14 protein-coding genes are annotated in these 13,925 nt (G+C 67.6%); 4 read left to right on the top strand and 10 right to left on the bottom strand.

Going from position 1 to position 13,925, the window contains the following annotated elements:
- Positions 1-63: 63 nt before the first annotated feature.
- The gene (locus ACYQ1Z_RS19965) at positions 64-1,605 is read right to left on the bottom strand and encodes an alanine/glycine:cation symporter family protein (RefSeq protein ID WP_459794287.1); all 1,542 of its coding nucleotides are present in this window, start codon (positions 1,603-1,605) and stop codon (positions 64-66) included.
- Between the two features lie 370 nt (positions 1,606-1,975).
- Between ACYQ1Z_RS19965 and ACYQ1Z_RS19960 the strand changes: the two genes are divergently transcribed.
- Entirely contained in the window at positions 1,976-2,680 is a 705-nt protein-coding gene (locus ACYQ1Z_RS19960) for a hypothetical protein (RefSeq protein WP_459794286.1), read from the top strand.
- A gap of 118 nt (positions 2,681-2,798) precedes the next feature.
- Complete coding sequence (locus ACYQ1Z_RS19955) at positions 2,799-3,344, top strand: DUF2087 domain-containing protein (RefSeq protein ID WP_459794285.1); 546 nt, start codon at positions 2,799-2,801, stop codon at positions 3,342-3,344.
- Positions 3,345-3,373: 29 nt separating this feature from the next.
- Here the strand turns inward: ACYQ1Z_RS19955 and ACYQ1Z_RS19950 are convergent, their stop codons facing one another.
- From ACYQ1Z_RS19950 to ACYQ1Z_RS19930, 5 genes are all read right to left on the bottom strand, one after another.
- Entirely contained in the window at positions 3,374-4,174 is an 801-nt protein-coding gene (locus ACYQ1Z_RS19950) for an alpha/beta fold hydrolase (protein WP_459794284.1), read from the bottom strand.
- Between the two features lie 60 nt (positions 4,175-4,234).
- The gene (locus ACYQ1Z_RS19945; protein WP_459794283.1) at positions 4,235-4,612 is read right to left on the bottom strand and encodes a TfoX/Sxy family protein; all 378 of its coding nucleotides are present in this window, start codon (positions 4,610-4,612) and stop codon (positions 4,235-4,237) included.
- 95 nt (positions 4,613-4,707) lie between these two features.
- Positions 4,708-5,202 carry a DUF4231 domain-containing protein gene (locus ACYQ1Z_RS19940; RefSeq protein ID WP_459794282.1) on the bottom strand — a complete coding sequence of 165 codons (495 nt, stop codon included), beginning with the start codon at positions 5,200-5,202 and terminating at the stop codon, positions 4,708-4,710.
- A 25-nt stretch (positions 5,203-5,227) separates the two neighbouring features.
- Positions 5,228-6,418, bottom strand: a complete 1,191-nt coding sequence (locus ACYQ1Z_RS19935) for a toll/interleukin-1 receptor domain-containing protein (RefSeq protein ID WP_459794281.1) — start codon at positions 6,416-6,418, stop codon at positions 5,228-5,230.
- A 102-nt stretch (positions 6,419-6,520) separates the two neighbouring features.
- Positions 6,521-6,904 carry a hypothetical protein gene (locus tag ACYQ1Z_RS19930; RefSeq protein WP_459794280.1) on the bottom strand — a complete coding sequence of 128 codons (384 nt, stop codon included), beginning with the start codon at positions 6,902-6,904 and terminating at the stop codon, positions 6,521-6,523.
- Between the two features lie 85 nt (positions 6,905-6,989).
- Here ACYQ1Z_RS19930 and ACYQ1Z_RS19925 point away from each other — a divergent pair, with 85 nt between their 5' ends.
- Positions 6,990-7,991 (top strand): metallophosphoesterase family protein, encoded by a 1,002-nt coding sequence (locus ACYQ1Z_RS19925; RefSeq protein WP_459794279.1) that lies wholly within the window; start codon positions 6,990-6,992, stop codon positions 7,989-7,991.
- 11 nt (positions 7,992-8,002) lie between these two features.
- Here ACYQ1Z_RS19925 and ACYQ1Z_RS19920 read toward each other — a convergent pair whose 3' ends face one another.
- The 4 genes from ACYQ1Z_RS19920 to pdxA form a co-directional block, all read right to left on the bottom strand.
- Entirely contained in the window at positions 8,003-8,305 is a 303-nt protein-coding gene (locus ACYQ1Z_RS19920; RefSeq protein ID WP_459794278.1) for a YciI-like protein, read from the bottom strand.
- 57 nt (positions 8,306-8,362) lie between these two features.
- The gene (locus ACYQ1Z_RS19915) at positions 8,363-8,776 is read right to left on the bottom strand and encodes an HNH endonuclease (RefSeq protein ID WP_459794277.1); all 414 of its coding nucleotides are present in this window, start codon (positions 8,774-8,776) and stop codon (positions 8,363-8,365) included.
- A 169-nt stretch (positions 8,777-8,945) separates the two neighbouring features.
- The gene (locus ACYQ1Z_RS19910) at positions 8,946-9,719 is read right to left on the bottom strand and encodes a DeoR/GlpR family DNA-binding transcription regulator (protein WP_459794276.1); all 774 of its coding nucleotides are present in this window, start codon (positions 9,717-9,719) and stop codon (positions 8,946-8,948) included.
- Between the two features lie 76 nt (positions 9,720-9,795).
- Complete coding sequence (gene pdxA, locus ACYQ1Z_RS19905) at positions 9,796-12,162, bottom strand: 4-hydroxythreonine-4-phosphate dehydrogenase PdxA (RefSeq protein WP_459794275.1); 2,367 nt, start codon at positions 12,160-12,162, stop codon at positions 9,796-9,798.
- A gap of 186 nt (positions 12,163-12,348) precedes the next feature.
- Between pdxA and ACYQ1Z_RS19900 the strand changes: the two genes are divergently transcribed.
- Entirely contained in the window at positions 12,349-13,923 is a 1,575-nt protein-coding gene (locus ACYQ1Z_RS19900; protein ID WP_459794274.1) for an ABC transporter substrate-binding protein, read from the top strand.
- Positions 13,924-13,925: the final 2 nt, after the last annotated feature.

The following is a 13,925-nucleotide window of genomic DNA, read 5'->3' as shown; positions in this document are numbered from 1 at the left end:
CCGAATGAACGGCGCGGCGCACTGGATGCGGTGCAGGATGCCCCGCAGTTCAGACGTTCGCGATCAGACGTTCGCGGATTCCTTTTCGCGCTCGGTCCGCTTGTAGGACTCCCAGAACGTGGCCCCGGTGATGTCCAGGGGCCGCGGGTCGAAGACCGGGTCCAGGCCGAGCTTGCGCTGCTGCTCGTAATCCTTCAGCACCTTCAGGGCGGGCTTCTGCAGGATCAGGATGCCGATGATGTTCAGCCAGGCCATGAGTCCCACGCCGATGTCGCCCATCACCCACGCGTTTTCCGCGGTGTTGACGCAGCCGTATGCGACGGCGATCAGGATCGTCACCTGCAGGGCCATGGTGGTGACCCGGCCAGCGCTGACCCGGACGCCCGGAACCAGCTTGTTCGAGGCGTTGCCCAGCAGGAAGCGCAGGTTGGTTTCCGCCATGTAGTAGTAGGCGATGATGGTGGTCAGGCAGAAGAAGAACAGGGTGACGGCGATGAACGCCGCGCCCACGCCGGGGAAGACGGAGTCGAAGCCGGTCTGGACGAACTGCGGCCCAACGGTAGCCGTGGCCGAGAGCAGGCCGCCCTCGACCAGGACCTCGCCGTCCTTGCTGCCGCCCGCGAAGACACGGTACGCGCCGGTGGAGAGGATCAGGAAGCCGGTGGCCGAGCAGACGAAAAGCGTGTCGACGTAGACCGCGAAGGCCTGGACGAGGCCCTGCTTGGCGGGGTGGGACACCTCTGCCGCGGCGGCAGCATGCGGTCCGGTTCCCTGGCCGGCCTCGTTGGAGTAGACGCCGCGCTTGACGCCCCACATCACGGCCAGGCCGATGATGGCGCCCAGGGCGGAATCCATGCCGACGGCGCTGCGGAAGATCAGCGCGAGGATTTCCGGCAGCTGGCCGGCGTTGAGGATGACGACGATCAGGGCAAGGATGATGTAGCCGAGCGCCATGAACGGCACGACGAACGAGGCGACGCTCGCGATGCGCTTGACGCCGCCGATGATGACGAAGGCCAGGACGATGACAGTGCCGACCGAGACAATCCACGGTTCGACGGTCCAGGCGCCGCCGATGGCGGTGGCCATCGAGTTGGCCTGGACGCCCGGCATCAGGACACCGCAGGCCAGGACGGTGACGGCGGCAAAGACGTAGCCGTAGACCTTGAAAAAGCCTGCACCCTTGGTGTGCCGGAACGCGCGGGAGAAGTAGTAGGCGGGGCCGCCGCGGTACTCGCCGGTCAGCGGGTCGCGGGTCTTGTACACCTGGCCAAGGGCGGACTCGATGAAGGACGTGGACGCGCCCAGGAAGGCGACGGTCCACATCCAGAACAGGGCGCCCGGGCCGCCGAAGGCGATGGCGGTGGCGACACCGGCGACGTTGCCGGTGCCCACGCGGCCGGACAGGGACATGGCCAGGGCCTGGAACGACGAGACGCCGGAGGCGGACTTCTCACCGTGGACCATCTGCTCCAGCATTCCCTTGACGTGCCGGACTTGCAGGAAGCGGGTGCGGACGGAGAAGTAGACGCCGGTGGCGAGGCACAGGTAAACGAGCCAGTCGCTCCAGATCACGTCGTTGATAGCTGACAAAACACCGCTCATAAGTGTGGGTTCCCTCCATGAAGAGCGTGGGTGATGCGATCGGCGCTGCGCGGCGTCGATGGACGCAGTGGCGCACAGCACACAAAACCTGTGAAGCATCTCACATCCATGCAGTGCTCGTCCAAACGGCCCGGGCCCCGCCCTGTTGAAGCCGTGCCGGGTAGGCCGTGGGGAGCGCCGGTGAATGTCTAGTCGCCGAAGGGGTGAATGCCGGGGCTTTGTGCCCTACTTCCTTCTCCAGCGCCAGCCCTAGCCTGAGGGTAGGGCCGGCGTGCCCGATGACCGCACGGGTCAACGGCACGGCTCCAACCCAAAAATCAGCTCCGACCCAAGAACCAGCTTCGGCCCAACAATCATCAGGAGGCACACGGTGACATCGGCGAACGCAAGCATAATCGGGGGCATCGTCCTCATGACGCTGGGGGTGATGTGGCTGCTCGACCGGCTCGACGTCGTCGAAAGCGCCGCCTTCATGGGCCCGCTGATCTTCGCGGCCGCCTCCGCCTTGTTCCTGGCCCTGTTCGTCCGCAGCCGGGACAACTGGTGGGCGGCCATCCCCGGCTCGGTATTCCTGGGCCTCGCCGCGGTCACCACCGTCTCGCAGTTCACGGACAGCGGCGCGGGCGCGCCATTCCTGTTCCTCTTTATGGGCGGCGGCTTCTCGGCCGTGTACCTGCGTGAGCGGGCCAACTGGTGGGCACTGATCCCGGCCGGGGTCATGTTCACGCTGGCCGTCATCGTGGCACTTCCGCCGGGGTTCGAGGGCACCGGCGTCGCCGCCATCCTGTTCCTGGGGCTCGCAGCCACGTTCGGGCTGCTTTCCCTGGTCCCGGTCACCATGTCCGGCCGGACCAGTCGGATGATGTGGCCGCTGATCCCCGCCTCGGTCCTGGTTGTCCTGGGCGTGATTTTCGCGCTCCAGTCCGTGGCGCAGTTCATCCCCGTGGATTTCGCCGTGCCGGCGGTCATGATCCTGGCCGGGGTGGGCCTGATCGTTTACGCCTTCATCGCCCGCCAGGGCCGGCAGCACAAGGCACACCGCCCCAGCGCCGTACACCGTCCCAGCGCCGGCTGAGGAGCATTAACGTACGACGGCGGCACGCGCCGCGGGTGCGGCGGCGCACTTGTCCCGGGCTGGCATTTTCCCGCCACGGTGCAATACTGAGCCATGGCTTCTTCCGGGGTGTCAATCGGTGCGCGCTGACCGTGCAGCGCTGTCCGGCCAGAGCGGCCCGCACTGGCGCCGGGTGATGGCCGCGCTCGCAAGCGACGACGCTCGGACCGCGTACGCCCAGGTAGTCCTCGGCGCCACCAACCCGGCCGACCTGCTGCCAGGTGTGAAGGAGCAACGCCGTACCAAGGCCGTCGCCGTCCTGCTGGAGGCGGGACTTGTGGAACAGACCGGCGCCGGACTGCAGGCGACCGGCACGGTCTTCCGGGACCTCCTCTCGCAGCAGCCACGGCAGCCCAAGACGGGCGTGGCCCGGTTCCTGCGCCTGGGCCGGATCGACAGGTACCCGGCCAGCAGGACGGAACGCCGCGAACTCCTGGCCTGGGTGGCCAGCGACGCCATCCGCCAGGGTGAGGACCTCAGCGAACGCCAGGTCAACGAGAGGCTGCTCAGCTACACCGACGACGTGGTGCTGCTGCGCCGCTACCTGGTCGACTTCGGGCTGCTGGAACGGACACCGTCCGGGTCCTCCTACTCCCGGCCCGCTGGCGAGCCCTCCTCCAGTTAGCAGCGCCGGGTCAGGTAGCAGCGTCCGGGTCAGGCAGAGCGGGCTTCGACCGACCCGGGCCGCGCTTCCTGCCCTTCCGCGGACGCCCAGTGCCGGCGGAGCCCCTCCGCCAGCCGCTTCGGCTCCACCCGGTGCGGCGGGTCGAAGTGATGGCGCCTGGGGAAGACCTCCAGGTGGAAGTCCGGGAAGAACACCCGGGCCAGGCGCGCCGCGACGTCGCCGGCGTCGTCAGGATGGCTCAGGCCACCCAGGGCAAAAAACACCGGCTTAGTGAAGGCTGCCAGCTTTGACCGGTCCAGGTCGTAGTCCTTGAAGGTGCGCAGAAAGGCCCGGATGCCCGCCGGCCGCTTGGCCATCCACTGCGGCGGGGGACCGGGCTCCGGTGGCGGCAGGACGACGTCGGGCCTGACCTGGAGCCTCATAAAGGCCGGCATGACCTGTGCTGGAGGAAGGACCTCCAGCGTTGCGTACTTCTTCCGGTGTTCCGTGTACGCGGGGCTCCAGTCCCAATTGCCCGCCCACGCCGGTTCCAGCACGGCCAGGCTTTGCAGCCGGTCGGGATGCTTGGCCGCGAACGCCAGCGCGGCGGCACCGCCGCCTGAATAGCCAACCAGGTGGAAGGTCTGCCACCCGCGCGCGTCAGCCTCGCGCAGGACGCCGTCGACCTCCGTATCCAAGGTCCAGCCCGACGGCGGTTCGTCGCCTTTGTAGAGCTCCAGGTCCTTGGCGACGGCCTCCACTTCAGGGCCCAGGGCCTGGATCAGCGGCCCGTATGCCAGGTCCGCGGGAAGCACTGCACCGGGAAGCAAGATGACCCGAATCGGTTCCATGCAAGAACGATACGCCGGTGGCCCCGCCGCGCAATGGGGTTTGGAACCGGTGCTGCGCGGCTACTTTTTGGCGGCCTTGGGTTTGGGCTCTTTCGGCGGCAGGGTGGCGACGTACTCGTAGGCCTTGGTGGTCCACGCCCGTGCCCGCGCGTCGTCGCCGTCGCCCTCCTCGTTCCACACCTCCGGGAGCCCTGAGTAACCGGCCATGGGCCGGTCCGCCGGACCGAACGGCACGGTCCGCTCCGAGGATTCCAGCATTACCCGGTCATCGTCCGAGAGCTTGACCCCGATGACGGGCCCGAACAGCCCGGCAAACATGTTGCCGTTCACGAACGCGCCCAGGTTGCCGAACATGGGCTTGACGACAACATCCGGATGGTCCGGCATGACCTGCCGGAAGCGCTCCTTGTCTTCCTCGGTGGCCTTGGGCATCTCCATGTCGCATCTCCCGGTTGAGGGTGTTCCCGCAGGTCTGGATGCAGGATATGCCCGTGTCCCGGCAGGCTCAACCGCCGGGTTTGGTTTGGACAGGCTCAGCCGCCGGATGTGTCGGGGGCCTGTTGCTGGCTGGCCGTCCACTTGGCGTGCTCCTGGGAGATCAGCCCCTCGATCCGCTCGGCCAGCTGCTGGTGCCGGTCCGCGTGCAGGTACGGCCCTGCCTTGGCGAGGTACAGGTAGCGTTCGTGCTTGAGGGCCTCGGCTGTGGCCCGGTACGTGATCCACCGCTCCTGGAACTGGTAGAGGTGCTGGGCACCCTCCAGGACGACGATGACGGCGGCGAGCGTTCCCGTCAGCAGCACCGGGCTGCCGGTACCTGCCACCACCGGCAGAGCCGCGGCCACGGCAAGCTCCACCAGCTTGAGCCACTTGTAGCGGCGCTGGTTGTCTCCGCTCTTGCGGTCATACCAACGGATCTGGTCCTCCAGGCGCTCCCATGTCGGGTCCTTCGCGGCAGGCTGTGGCACAGCTTTGACGGGCCGGGCAGGTACTGCAGCGTCGTCCCTTGCATCGTCTCCGCGGCGCGCCATCCGCTTCCCATTCCGTTGCAGCCGGCTACTCGGCCAGGACGAAGAACACTTGCCACTTGTCCGGGCAGAAGCGTTCCCCGGTCAGCACATAGCAGGGCCACATTTCCCAGGTGCCGGGACTGCTGATGAGGACCCGCCCCTGCGCGGTGACGGTCTCGCCGGGTGCGAGGACTTTTCCTTCATTCATGTCTTCCGTGTCGTGGTGTTCCCCCGCGGCGTCCCGCGCCCCCACGAACGTGTATTCGAGCTGCAGCGGCCCGTCCGTGGTGTTGGTCAGGGCATAACTGACCGTGACCGTGTCACCCACGCGGGGAGAGGCGGGGTCGCTGCGGCTTGTGGCCTGCAGCCCGGTCAGCTGCAGCCCGTCCCCGCTCGTCACGGTGGAGCCGTCGACGTCGATGCCGCCTCCTGCGCCTCCGCCCCCGGCGCCCGCTCCGGCCTGGCCGCCGGGGTTGGCGCCCGGGTTGGCGCTTGGTGAGGTCCGGGACTGGAAGTTGGCGATGAGGAGGACGATCAGCAGGAGCAGGACTGCGCCGACGGCGACACCGCCAACGATGAGGGCCCGGCGGGAGAGCGACACCTGGCGTTTTCCGGGCACGTCGCTTTGCCTGGCCGGGGTTACATCGCGGTCCGTGCGCGCCGAAGCCGCCACGGGCCGGGGAGCGGCAGCCTTCGGTGCCGGTCCGGCCGGGACGGTGTTCACGCCGTCGTCGTCCTGGTTCCTGCGCACCTCGGCGAGGGTCCCGTCCAGCACCTTGAAGAGCCGGCTGGTGTCGAACTCGAAGCGGGCCGGGCTGAATTCCAGGGCCTGCCGGCGGACCAGTTTGGCGAGGCTGTCGGGCAGCTCCTCCGGGCGCGGCATGGTGGCCCTGTCCACCAGGATGGGGATCACCCGGACGTTGCGAGTCAGGGCGGCCTGGATTTCGAGGCGGACAAAGTCGTCAGGATCATCCAGCCGGCGCCGGCCCTGCTCATCGGTGATGGTGAGCCACTCGTCGCCGATCAGCACCAGCACAACGTCGCAGGAGCCGACCGCCCGGGTGATCGCCTCGACAAAGTCGTCGCCCAGCTGGATGGAGTCCACGTCCTTGAAAACCTGGCCGTTGCCGTAGCGGTCCGCGAGCCGGTCGTACAGCCAGCCGGCCGGATAGGCGGTTTCCTCCCGCCGGTAGCTGATGAAGATCCGGCCCGACGCCGTCGGGGTGGAACCTGCCATTTGCGCACGCCTTCGCACCAAGGCCAGCCCCGAGGGCATTACACCCCCCGGGGCGTTATTCGCGCGTTACAGCTGTGAAGTACAGGACTGCGGCTGCGGGTGCTATCCGCGGGAGTTCAGGGCGTCGAACTGCTCCTGCCACAGGGCAAGCTCATAGTCCTTGTAGAGGCGGTGGGACGGGGTCCATTTGGGCCAGATGTCGGACTGGCTGTTGCTGTGGGACTGGGCCGGCGGCGCCGTGGCGGCTGTCGACGGCGTCCGGCGGGTTGGGGACGGGGCGGTCCGCGGCCGGGAGTTTACCGGCGCCGGCGGGGCTTGTCGCGGAGGACGGCCCACAGCCTGCCGTGACCGTTTTCCGTGTCTCCCGACGAGTTCCAGCACGCCGAGGACTGAACTGCCCAGGACCCATGCGACGCCGCACAGGACCACGACGGCAAAAAGAAATGCAATCCAGAGGAGGAGCCCGATGATGGGGAAGAGCGCCATGACCCATTTTACGTCTTGACAGCCGATTGGGGCCTTAGGAGTATCGAAAGTGCCCGTCAGTCCGGCTTCTCGAAGGGGTTACCGGATGCAGCCAGCCAGCCGCCGCCAGAAACCCCTTCAGCGTGCGGCCGCCCTTGCTGCGGCGCTTGTGGTTCTTGCCTCGGGCTGCACAAATCCGCCGAACCCGCCTGGGCCGCCGTCCCCGGTGCCGGACGTCCACATCGCGGCTGTGGGCGACATGAACCCCCCGGAAAACGTTGACCCGGACAGCCCGTCCGGACGGAACGCTGCGGCGATCACCCAGCTGGTCGAAGACAACGGGATCGACGCGTTCCTGGGGCTCGGCGACTTCCAGTACGACACCGCCTACTGTAAGGACTACGTGGAGTACTGGGAGCGGCTGTGGGGCGGCACGATGCCCAAGCTGTACTGGGTGTCGGCACCGAACCACGACTGGGAACCCGGCCGCAACACGGACCTGGACAACTTCATGAACGGCCAGTGCCCCGGTTCAACGGCGAAGGCTGCGGCCAACGAGGAACTTGGCTTCATCTCAAACGGCCAGCCTTATTCCCGGGACTTCGGGAACTGGCACTTCGCGTTCCTGTCCTCCGCGCTCTGGGAACACGACCCGAAGCGGGCCAGGGAGGCGACGGACTGGCTGGACAAGGACCTCGGGGATGCCAAGGCGGCGGGCAAGCACCTGGCTGTGGTGTACCACGAGCCCTATTTCACATCGAACACGGAGGCCCACAAGCGGGCCGCCGACCACGAGCCGTGGATCAATGTCATGTGGAAGCACCGGGTCCGGCTGACCCTGTCAGGGTCGCAGCACAACTATGAACGGTCCTGCCCGGTGAACGCTTCGGACCGGTGTGTTGAGGACGGGATGACGGCCTTCCAGGTGTCCACGGGAGGCACCGACCTCCGCGAGTTCACCAGCAGTCCCCGGTACAGCGAGAAACGGATCGATGACACCCATGGGTTCCTTCGGCTGACGCTGCGCGGCGACGGGTCCTTCGACTGGAACTTCGTTGCAACGACCGGCGATGGCACGGACTCCGGGACGCGCCCGGCGCCAAAATAGGCGCCAGGGTGTCAGGGGCGGACGGGTGTGGCGGCCTCTTTGCCCACCACGGTGGTCCACGGGCGGGCGGTCCACGACGTCACGACGCCAGCGGCGACATAGGGGTCGGCGGCTGCAAAGGCTTTTGCCGCCTCAAGTGCATTCCCGCCGGTGAAGATCAGCAGCCCGGTGAAGGGTCCTTCACCCACAGCCCCGCCCAGCAGAAGCTCACCCCGTTCCACTGCCTCCCACGCCTCCTTCAAGTGGAGAGCGCGGTACTTTTCGCGGGTTTCGAGGTAGTTGTCCTCGTAGGTGTACTCGAGCACGGCGTGCATGGGCGTCTCCGTTCCATTCAGCGATTTCAATCGTTGTAGAAGCAGCCTACCCTCCGGTCAGGGCAGCGGCTGGCGTTCGCCCACGCTGACGGAGGATGACGGCGGCAGGTACTCCCGCCGTCGTCGTTCCATCCGGCGCTGCTCACCGGGTGACGGGATCCGGGCACGCTTGGCACGGTTGCACCTGGCGCATGCTGCAACAAAGTTCTGCAGACTGGTGGAACCGCCCTTGGACCACGGGTAGAAATGGTCGCCGTGTTCCGCCGGGCGGCCGCAGCGCCGTCCGAATCCAGCTTCCAGCTCACACAGGCTGCCGGCTCGGGTCATCCCTTCGCGGCGCTGCTGCCGGGTGAAGCGTCGTACCGGATCCCTGCGACGAATATCCCTGCTGGCGGTGCTGGCTGCCGCAATGCCCAGTGCAACGGCGACCACGCCAGGCAGCGCGACCGCGGCGATAACGTCATCGAACATGTCGCGAAGGACCCCGGCGGCGGAGGATGCCCCGGCACCGATAGGGGGTGTTGCCTTCGGCCGTGGAACCCATATTCCAAGCTGTAGGGATCGTATAGGGAGGATCCGGGCCGCTGCCCCAGGTTTGGCGCAGTTTTCCCCCAGTTTCCGCTGGCCCCTAACTCCGGGCTCAACCGGCGACGGCCGCCACCTGAACCTGGATCCCGGCGTCGCGGAACTTCTGCACCTGGGCGGGGTCGGCGCCGTCGTCCGTCACCAAGGTCCACGGCAGGGCCAAGCGCGCCCAGGCGTGGAACGGGCGAAGGCCCAGCTTGGACGAGTCCGCCAGGACGTAGACGTCCCGCCCGCGGCGGGCCATCAGTTCCTTGAGCCGGGTCTGGGCGTGGTCGGCCTCGCAGATGCCGTCCTCGGCGGTGACAGCGTCGGCGCCCAGGAACACCCGGTCGAAGCTCATCCGCTCCAGCGCCGCCTCGGCCAGCGGCCCCACAAAGCTCTGGGAGACACCGCGGAGCCTGCCGCCCAGGCAGTCAACCTCGATGCCCTCCGAATCGGCCAGCTCCTGCAGTGTGTTGATGCCCGGCGTGGTCACGGACAGCGGACCGAACCCGCGCAGCTCGTGCGCCAGCGCACCCGCCGTGGAGCCGGCGTCGAGCAGGATGTTCTCCCCGGGTTGGATCACCGACGCCGCCCAGCGGGCGATCGCGTGCTTCTGCTCGAACGCCTCGCCGGTGCGCTGCCGCAGCGACGCCTCCGGGTGTGCGCCCAGCGCCATGGCACCGCCGTAGGTCCGGGCCAGCCGCCCCTGGCTGTTGAGCAGGGCGAGGTCGCGGCGGATAGTGGACGCGGTCACCTCGAACTTGGCCGAAAGCTCCTCCACAGAGGCCAGGCCGGTGGTCACGGCAAGGTGGTAGATCTCCTCGCGCCGCTCGTTTGCGGACAGCATTCCGGGTCTCCTCCCCGTGGGTATGGCGGTGGCAGTGGTACCCATGCTAGTTCCGGCCCCCAATCAAACCGGCGACCTACACGGCCACGGCCGGCCGGGTGGCCATCTCCGCCGCCTGGTGCAGCGCCTCCACCATGGAGCGGGAGTCGGCGATGTCCTTGCCGGCGATGTCGAACGCGGTGCCGTGGTCCACGGAGGTGCGGATGACCGGCAGGCCCACCGTGATGTTCACACCGGCCTCGATGCCCAGCACCTTCACCGGCCCGTGGCCCTGGTCGTGGTACATGGCGACCACCAGGTCGTAGTCGCCGCGGCCGGCCAGGAAGAACAGGGTGTCCGCCGGCAGCGGGCCCACGGCGTTGATCCCGTCAGCCTGAGCGGCCTTCACACCGGGTTCGATCTTCTCGGCTTCCTCGCCCTGGCCGAACAGGCCGTTCTCGCCCGCGTGCGGGTTGATGGCACAGACACCGATCTTCGGGTTCGGGATGCCCGCCCGGACCAGCGCCTCGTGCCCGCGGCGGATGGTGCGCTCCACCAGGTCAGGGTTGATCTTGCGGATCGCGTCCATGAGCCCGATGTGCGTGGTCACGTGGATCACCCGGATCTTGGGCGTGGAGAGCATCATGGACACTTCCTCGGTGCCGGTCAGGTGCGCCAGCAGCTCGGTATGCCCGGGGTAGATGTGCCCGGCGGCATGCAGCGCCTCCTTGTTCAGCGGCGCGGTACAGATGGCCTGCACCTTCCCGGCCATCGCCAGCTCACTGGCCACCCGGATGTATTCATACGCGGCGTGCCCGGCGACGGGGGAGAGCTGGCCCCACGGCAGGTCCTCCGGCAGCAGGTTCAGGTCGATCACGTTCACCCGGCCGGGCGTGAACACCGCGTCCTCAACGTTTTGGATCACCTGGATGTCGGCGTCAACGCCGACGATCTCGGCGGCCTGCCGCAGGCGCAGCGCGTCGCCGACCACGACGGGCCGGCACTCCTGCAGGATGCCCTGGTCCAGGACGGCCGGGACGATGACCTCGGGGCCGATGCCGGCGCCGTCGCCCATGGTGACGGCGACGTAGGGGAGGGAGGGGGCGGTTTCAGCGGTTGTCATTGTTACTCCAGATTGTTCGGAAGTCTTGCGGTGAAGGGGTTTGGCGGCCTGCGCGAAGTGTTCGCGGCGGTTCCTGATTTCGTCGTAAAGCTGCAGGAGGGCGAGGTCGTCGCCGAAGCTGCCGGGCTTGGTGCCCACCAGTGTCCCGTCGTCGGCCCGGCTGAGCACGGCACCGTGCTGCACCGCGGCAAGCGGCACCAGGCTGGAACGGCCCATGGCATCCAGCACCTCGCGGGCCGTCTCGCCACCGGTGAGGATCAGGTCCGTCCGGGTCGCCTTCGCTGCCTCGGCCGCGAACCCGGAGAGGGCCTGCACGATGCGTGCTGCGCCAGACGGGTCCACTTTTTGGGCAGCCAACCCGATAACTACGCGGTTACCTGCCCTCAAATCAGCTATAACCTGGGCCAGTTGGGGAGCGTAGGCATCCTTGGCTCCGGCATAGAGCGGGTGCAGCCGGACGACCTTGAAGCCGTTAGCTTCCAGCTGGGCCAGCTGCGCCTGCGCGGTCCGGGACGCAGAGCCGACGACGGCGAGCACCGGCCGCGCGGACCCTTCCCGTTCCGCGGCTGTTGCGTCAGCTTTTGGCACAGTTTGCGCGTTTCGCGCACTTGCTGCAAGGCGCTGGGCCAGGACATCAGCTGCGCCGCCGGTCCCCACCAGCACGATGCGCCGGCCCCCGGCCTGGAAGTTGAGCTCCAGCAGGGCGTCCGCCACGCGCTCCAGGTCCTGCACTGTTTCGCCGTCGGTGACGACGAGTTCGGGCTGGCTGGAGTTCAGCAGCCCGGCCAGCTTCGATGTCAGCGTGCCGGAGCGGACTTCGTCCAGAGGCACTGTTTGCACCGACGCCGGATCCACCGGCCGCAGCAGGGACGGAACGTCCGTCGGCGGGGCCGATGCCTCGGCATGCCACAGGTCCGTTTCCGCGAGGGGAGTGCCCGCCACCAGCGGCCGGCCAGCCACCACAGCACGCTGCATCTGGGGGAGGGCGCCCGCCACCACGGCATGGAAACCAAGGCCTGTCAGCGCACCAACTTCGGCGCGGATATTGCCGCGCCACAGGGAGTCCATCTTCTTGAACATCACCTGCGCGCCTGCGGCCCCCGGACCGGAGAAGGCGTCCACCACCCGCGCCGCGGCGTCCGCCGGGGACAGCCCGCGCGAATGCGTATCGGTGACCACCACGTTGGTGGCGGACAGCGCAATGGAAGTGTCGGCGTCGTCCGCTCCCAAGGCGGTGGGCGTACCCAGGAGAATCTGCGCGGGGAAGCCATGCGCCCCAAAGCAGTAACCAACCTCGGCGGCGCCGGAGAAATCGTCGGCCTGCACAAATACGGAAGCCACGTTGCTCCTCTCATCCGTCTGCATCGGCTGGTCCCGCCGGGAGTAGCGGGAATGGAACCATCATGGCACGGTTGCGCGAATCACGCTAGAGGGGTTGCGCACTTTGCGCAAAGGTGGCAAAGTGATGGACACAACATTCGGCGCCGCCACTCCGCCCGCCGTCCCCAACCTACCGAGAGGTCAACGATGACCGTTCTTCCTCAAGGAAGTGAGATTTCCCGCCGCCGCCTGCTGCAGTTCGGCGCGGCCGCCGGGTTCTTGCTGGGCACCGGCAGCCTGGCCGGCTGCGCAGGCCCCACCGGCCTACCGGGCCCCAGCACCCTGACCCTGGCCCTCAACCGCTCCCTGGTGAGCCTGGACAACAAGCTCAACCAGTTCGACGCCGCCGTCACCGTGCAGCGCTCCGTCCGCCAGGGCCTCACCGCCATCGGCCCCGAAACCAAACCCGTGCTGGTCCTGGCAGAACGCTTCGAGATGACCGGCCCCACCGAATGGACCGTCAAGCTCCGCGACGATATCCGCTACTCGGACAACAGCCCGGTCACCGTGGAGGACGTCTCCACCGCGCTGAAGATGTACCAGCAGGTGCAGGGCTCCTTCGTAGCCGGCTTCTTCCCCGAGTTCCCCGAAGTGGTTCCGGTGGACGACCGCACGTTCAAGATGGTGTCCAAGAAGTCCATCCCCATCCTGGACAGCCTCATGAGCATGATCCTGATTACGCCGGCCGCGCAGAACAAGCCGGAGGAACTGCAGGAAGGCCTCGGCACCGGCCCCTACGTGGTCACCAAGTTCAACCGCGGCGCCGGCACCTACAGCCTGGAACGCAACAAGAACTACTGGGGACCGGCCCCCGCCATCGAGAACGTGGAAGTCCGGTTCCTGCCCGAGGAATCCAGCCGCGTCATCGCCCTGCGCAGCGGGGAGGTGGACGTCATCGACTCCATCACCCCGGACTCCCGTGAACAGCTGGCCGGCCTGCCCGGCGTCAAGCTCCAGGAAGCGTCCAGCCTGCGCCTGAACCAGATCTTCTTCAACTTCCGCAAGCCCGCCGGCCACCCCCTGGCCGACCCGCGGGTCCGGCAGGCCCTCAGTATGGCCATCGACGGCGAATCCCTGGTCCGCGACGTGCTGGTGGACTCCGTCACCCAGGCCGAGGGCGTCACCCCGTCCAGCCTCACCGGCTACTACAAGACCGGCGAATACGTCTACGACCCCGAAAAGGCCAAGGCCACCCTCGCCGAGCTCGGCGTCAAGGACCTGACCCTGAAGATCATCTGGGAAACCGGCGAGTTCGCCTCGGACACCTCCGTGATGGAAGCCCTGGTGGAAATGTTCGGCAAGATCGGCGTCAAGGCCGAGCTGCAGCAGTTCGAACCCGGTGGCAACATCCTGGCCTGGCGCCAGGGCAAGCAGGGCGACTGGGACTTGCTGGGCAACGGCTACCCCAGCCCCACCGGCCTGGCCATCACCATGCTGCAGGGCATGTACTCCGGCACCCCGGAGAAGGAAGCCACCCGCGACACCTACCAGGGCTACGTGATCCCGGAGGTCACCGCCAAGATCCAGGCCGCCTCCTCCGAAGCGGACCCGGCCCGCAGGACCGAACTGCTGAACGAGGCCCAGCAGGCGGTCTGGGACACCTGGCCCTGCGCCTGGGCCTTCGTCCCGAAGTCCGTCCTCGCCCACCGGGAGCGGGTGTCCAACATCAACCTGGCACCCACCAACTCCTACCCCCTCGTTGATGTCCGGCTGGAGGCCTAAGC

The sequence above is a fragment of the Arthrobacter sp. AD-310 genome (assembly GCF_054656615.1).
The sequence above is the reverse complement of the archived record's forward strand: the minus strand, read 5'-3'. Positions and strand labels throughout refer to the sequence as shown.

Coding starts and splice junctions, on each gene's coding strand:
- ACYQ1Z_RS19965 (WP_459794287.1), bottom strand. CDS start 1,605: ATGAGCGGTGTTTTGTCAGCTATCAACGACGTGATCTGGAGCGACTGG.
- ACYQ1Z_RS19950 (WP_459794284.1), bottom strand. CDS start 4,174: ATGGAACCGATTCGGGTCATCTTGCTTCCCGGTGCAGTGCTTCCCGCG.
- ACYQ1Z_RS19945 (WP_459794283.1), bottom strand. CDS start 4,612: ATGGAGATGCCCAAGGCCACCGAGGAAGACAAGGAGCGCTTCCGGCAG.
- ACYQ1Z_RS19940 (WP_459794282.1), bottom strand. CDS start 5,202: ATGGCGCGCCGCGGAGACGATGCAAGGGACGACGCTGCAGTACCTGCC.
- ACYQ1Z_RS19935 (WP_459794281.1), bottom strand. CDS start 6,418: ATGGCAGGTTCCACCCCGACGGCGTCGGGCCGGATCTTCATCAGCTAC.
- ACYQ1Z_RS19930 (WP_459794280.1), bottom strand. CDS start 6,904: ATGGCGCTCTTCCCCATCATCGGGCTCCTCCTCTGGATTGCATTTCTT.
- ACYQ1Z_RS19925 (WP_459794279.1), top strand. CDS start 6,990: ATGCAGCCAGCCAGCCGCCGCCAGAAACCCCTTCAGCGTGCGGCCGCC.
- ACYQ1Z_RS19920 (WP_459794278.1), bottom strand. CDS start 8,305: ATGCACGCCGTGCTCGAGTACACCTACGAGGACAACTACCTCGAAACC.
- ACYQ1Z_RS19915 (WP_459794277.1), bottom strand. CDS start 8,776: ATGTTCGATGACGTTATCGCCGCGGTCGCGCTGCCTGGCGTGGTCGCC.
- ACYQ1Z_RS19910 (WP_459794276.1), bottom strand. CDS start 9,719: ATGCTGTCCGCAAACGAGCGGCGCGAGGAGATCTACCACCTTGCCGTG.
- ACYQ1Z_RS19900 (WP_459794274.1), top strand. CDS start 12,349: ATGACCGTTCTTCCTCAAGGAAGTGAGATTTCCCGCCGCCGCCTGCTG.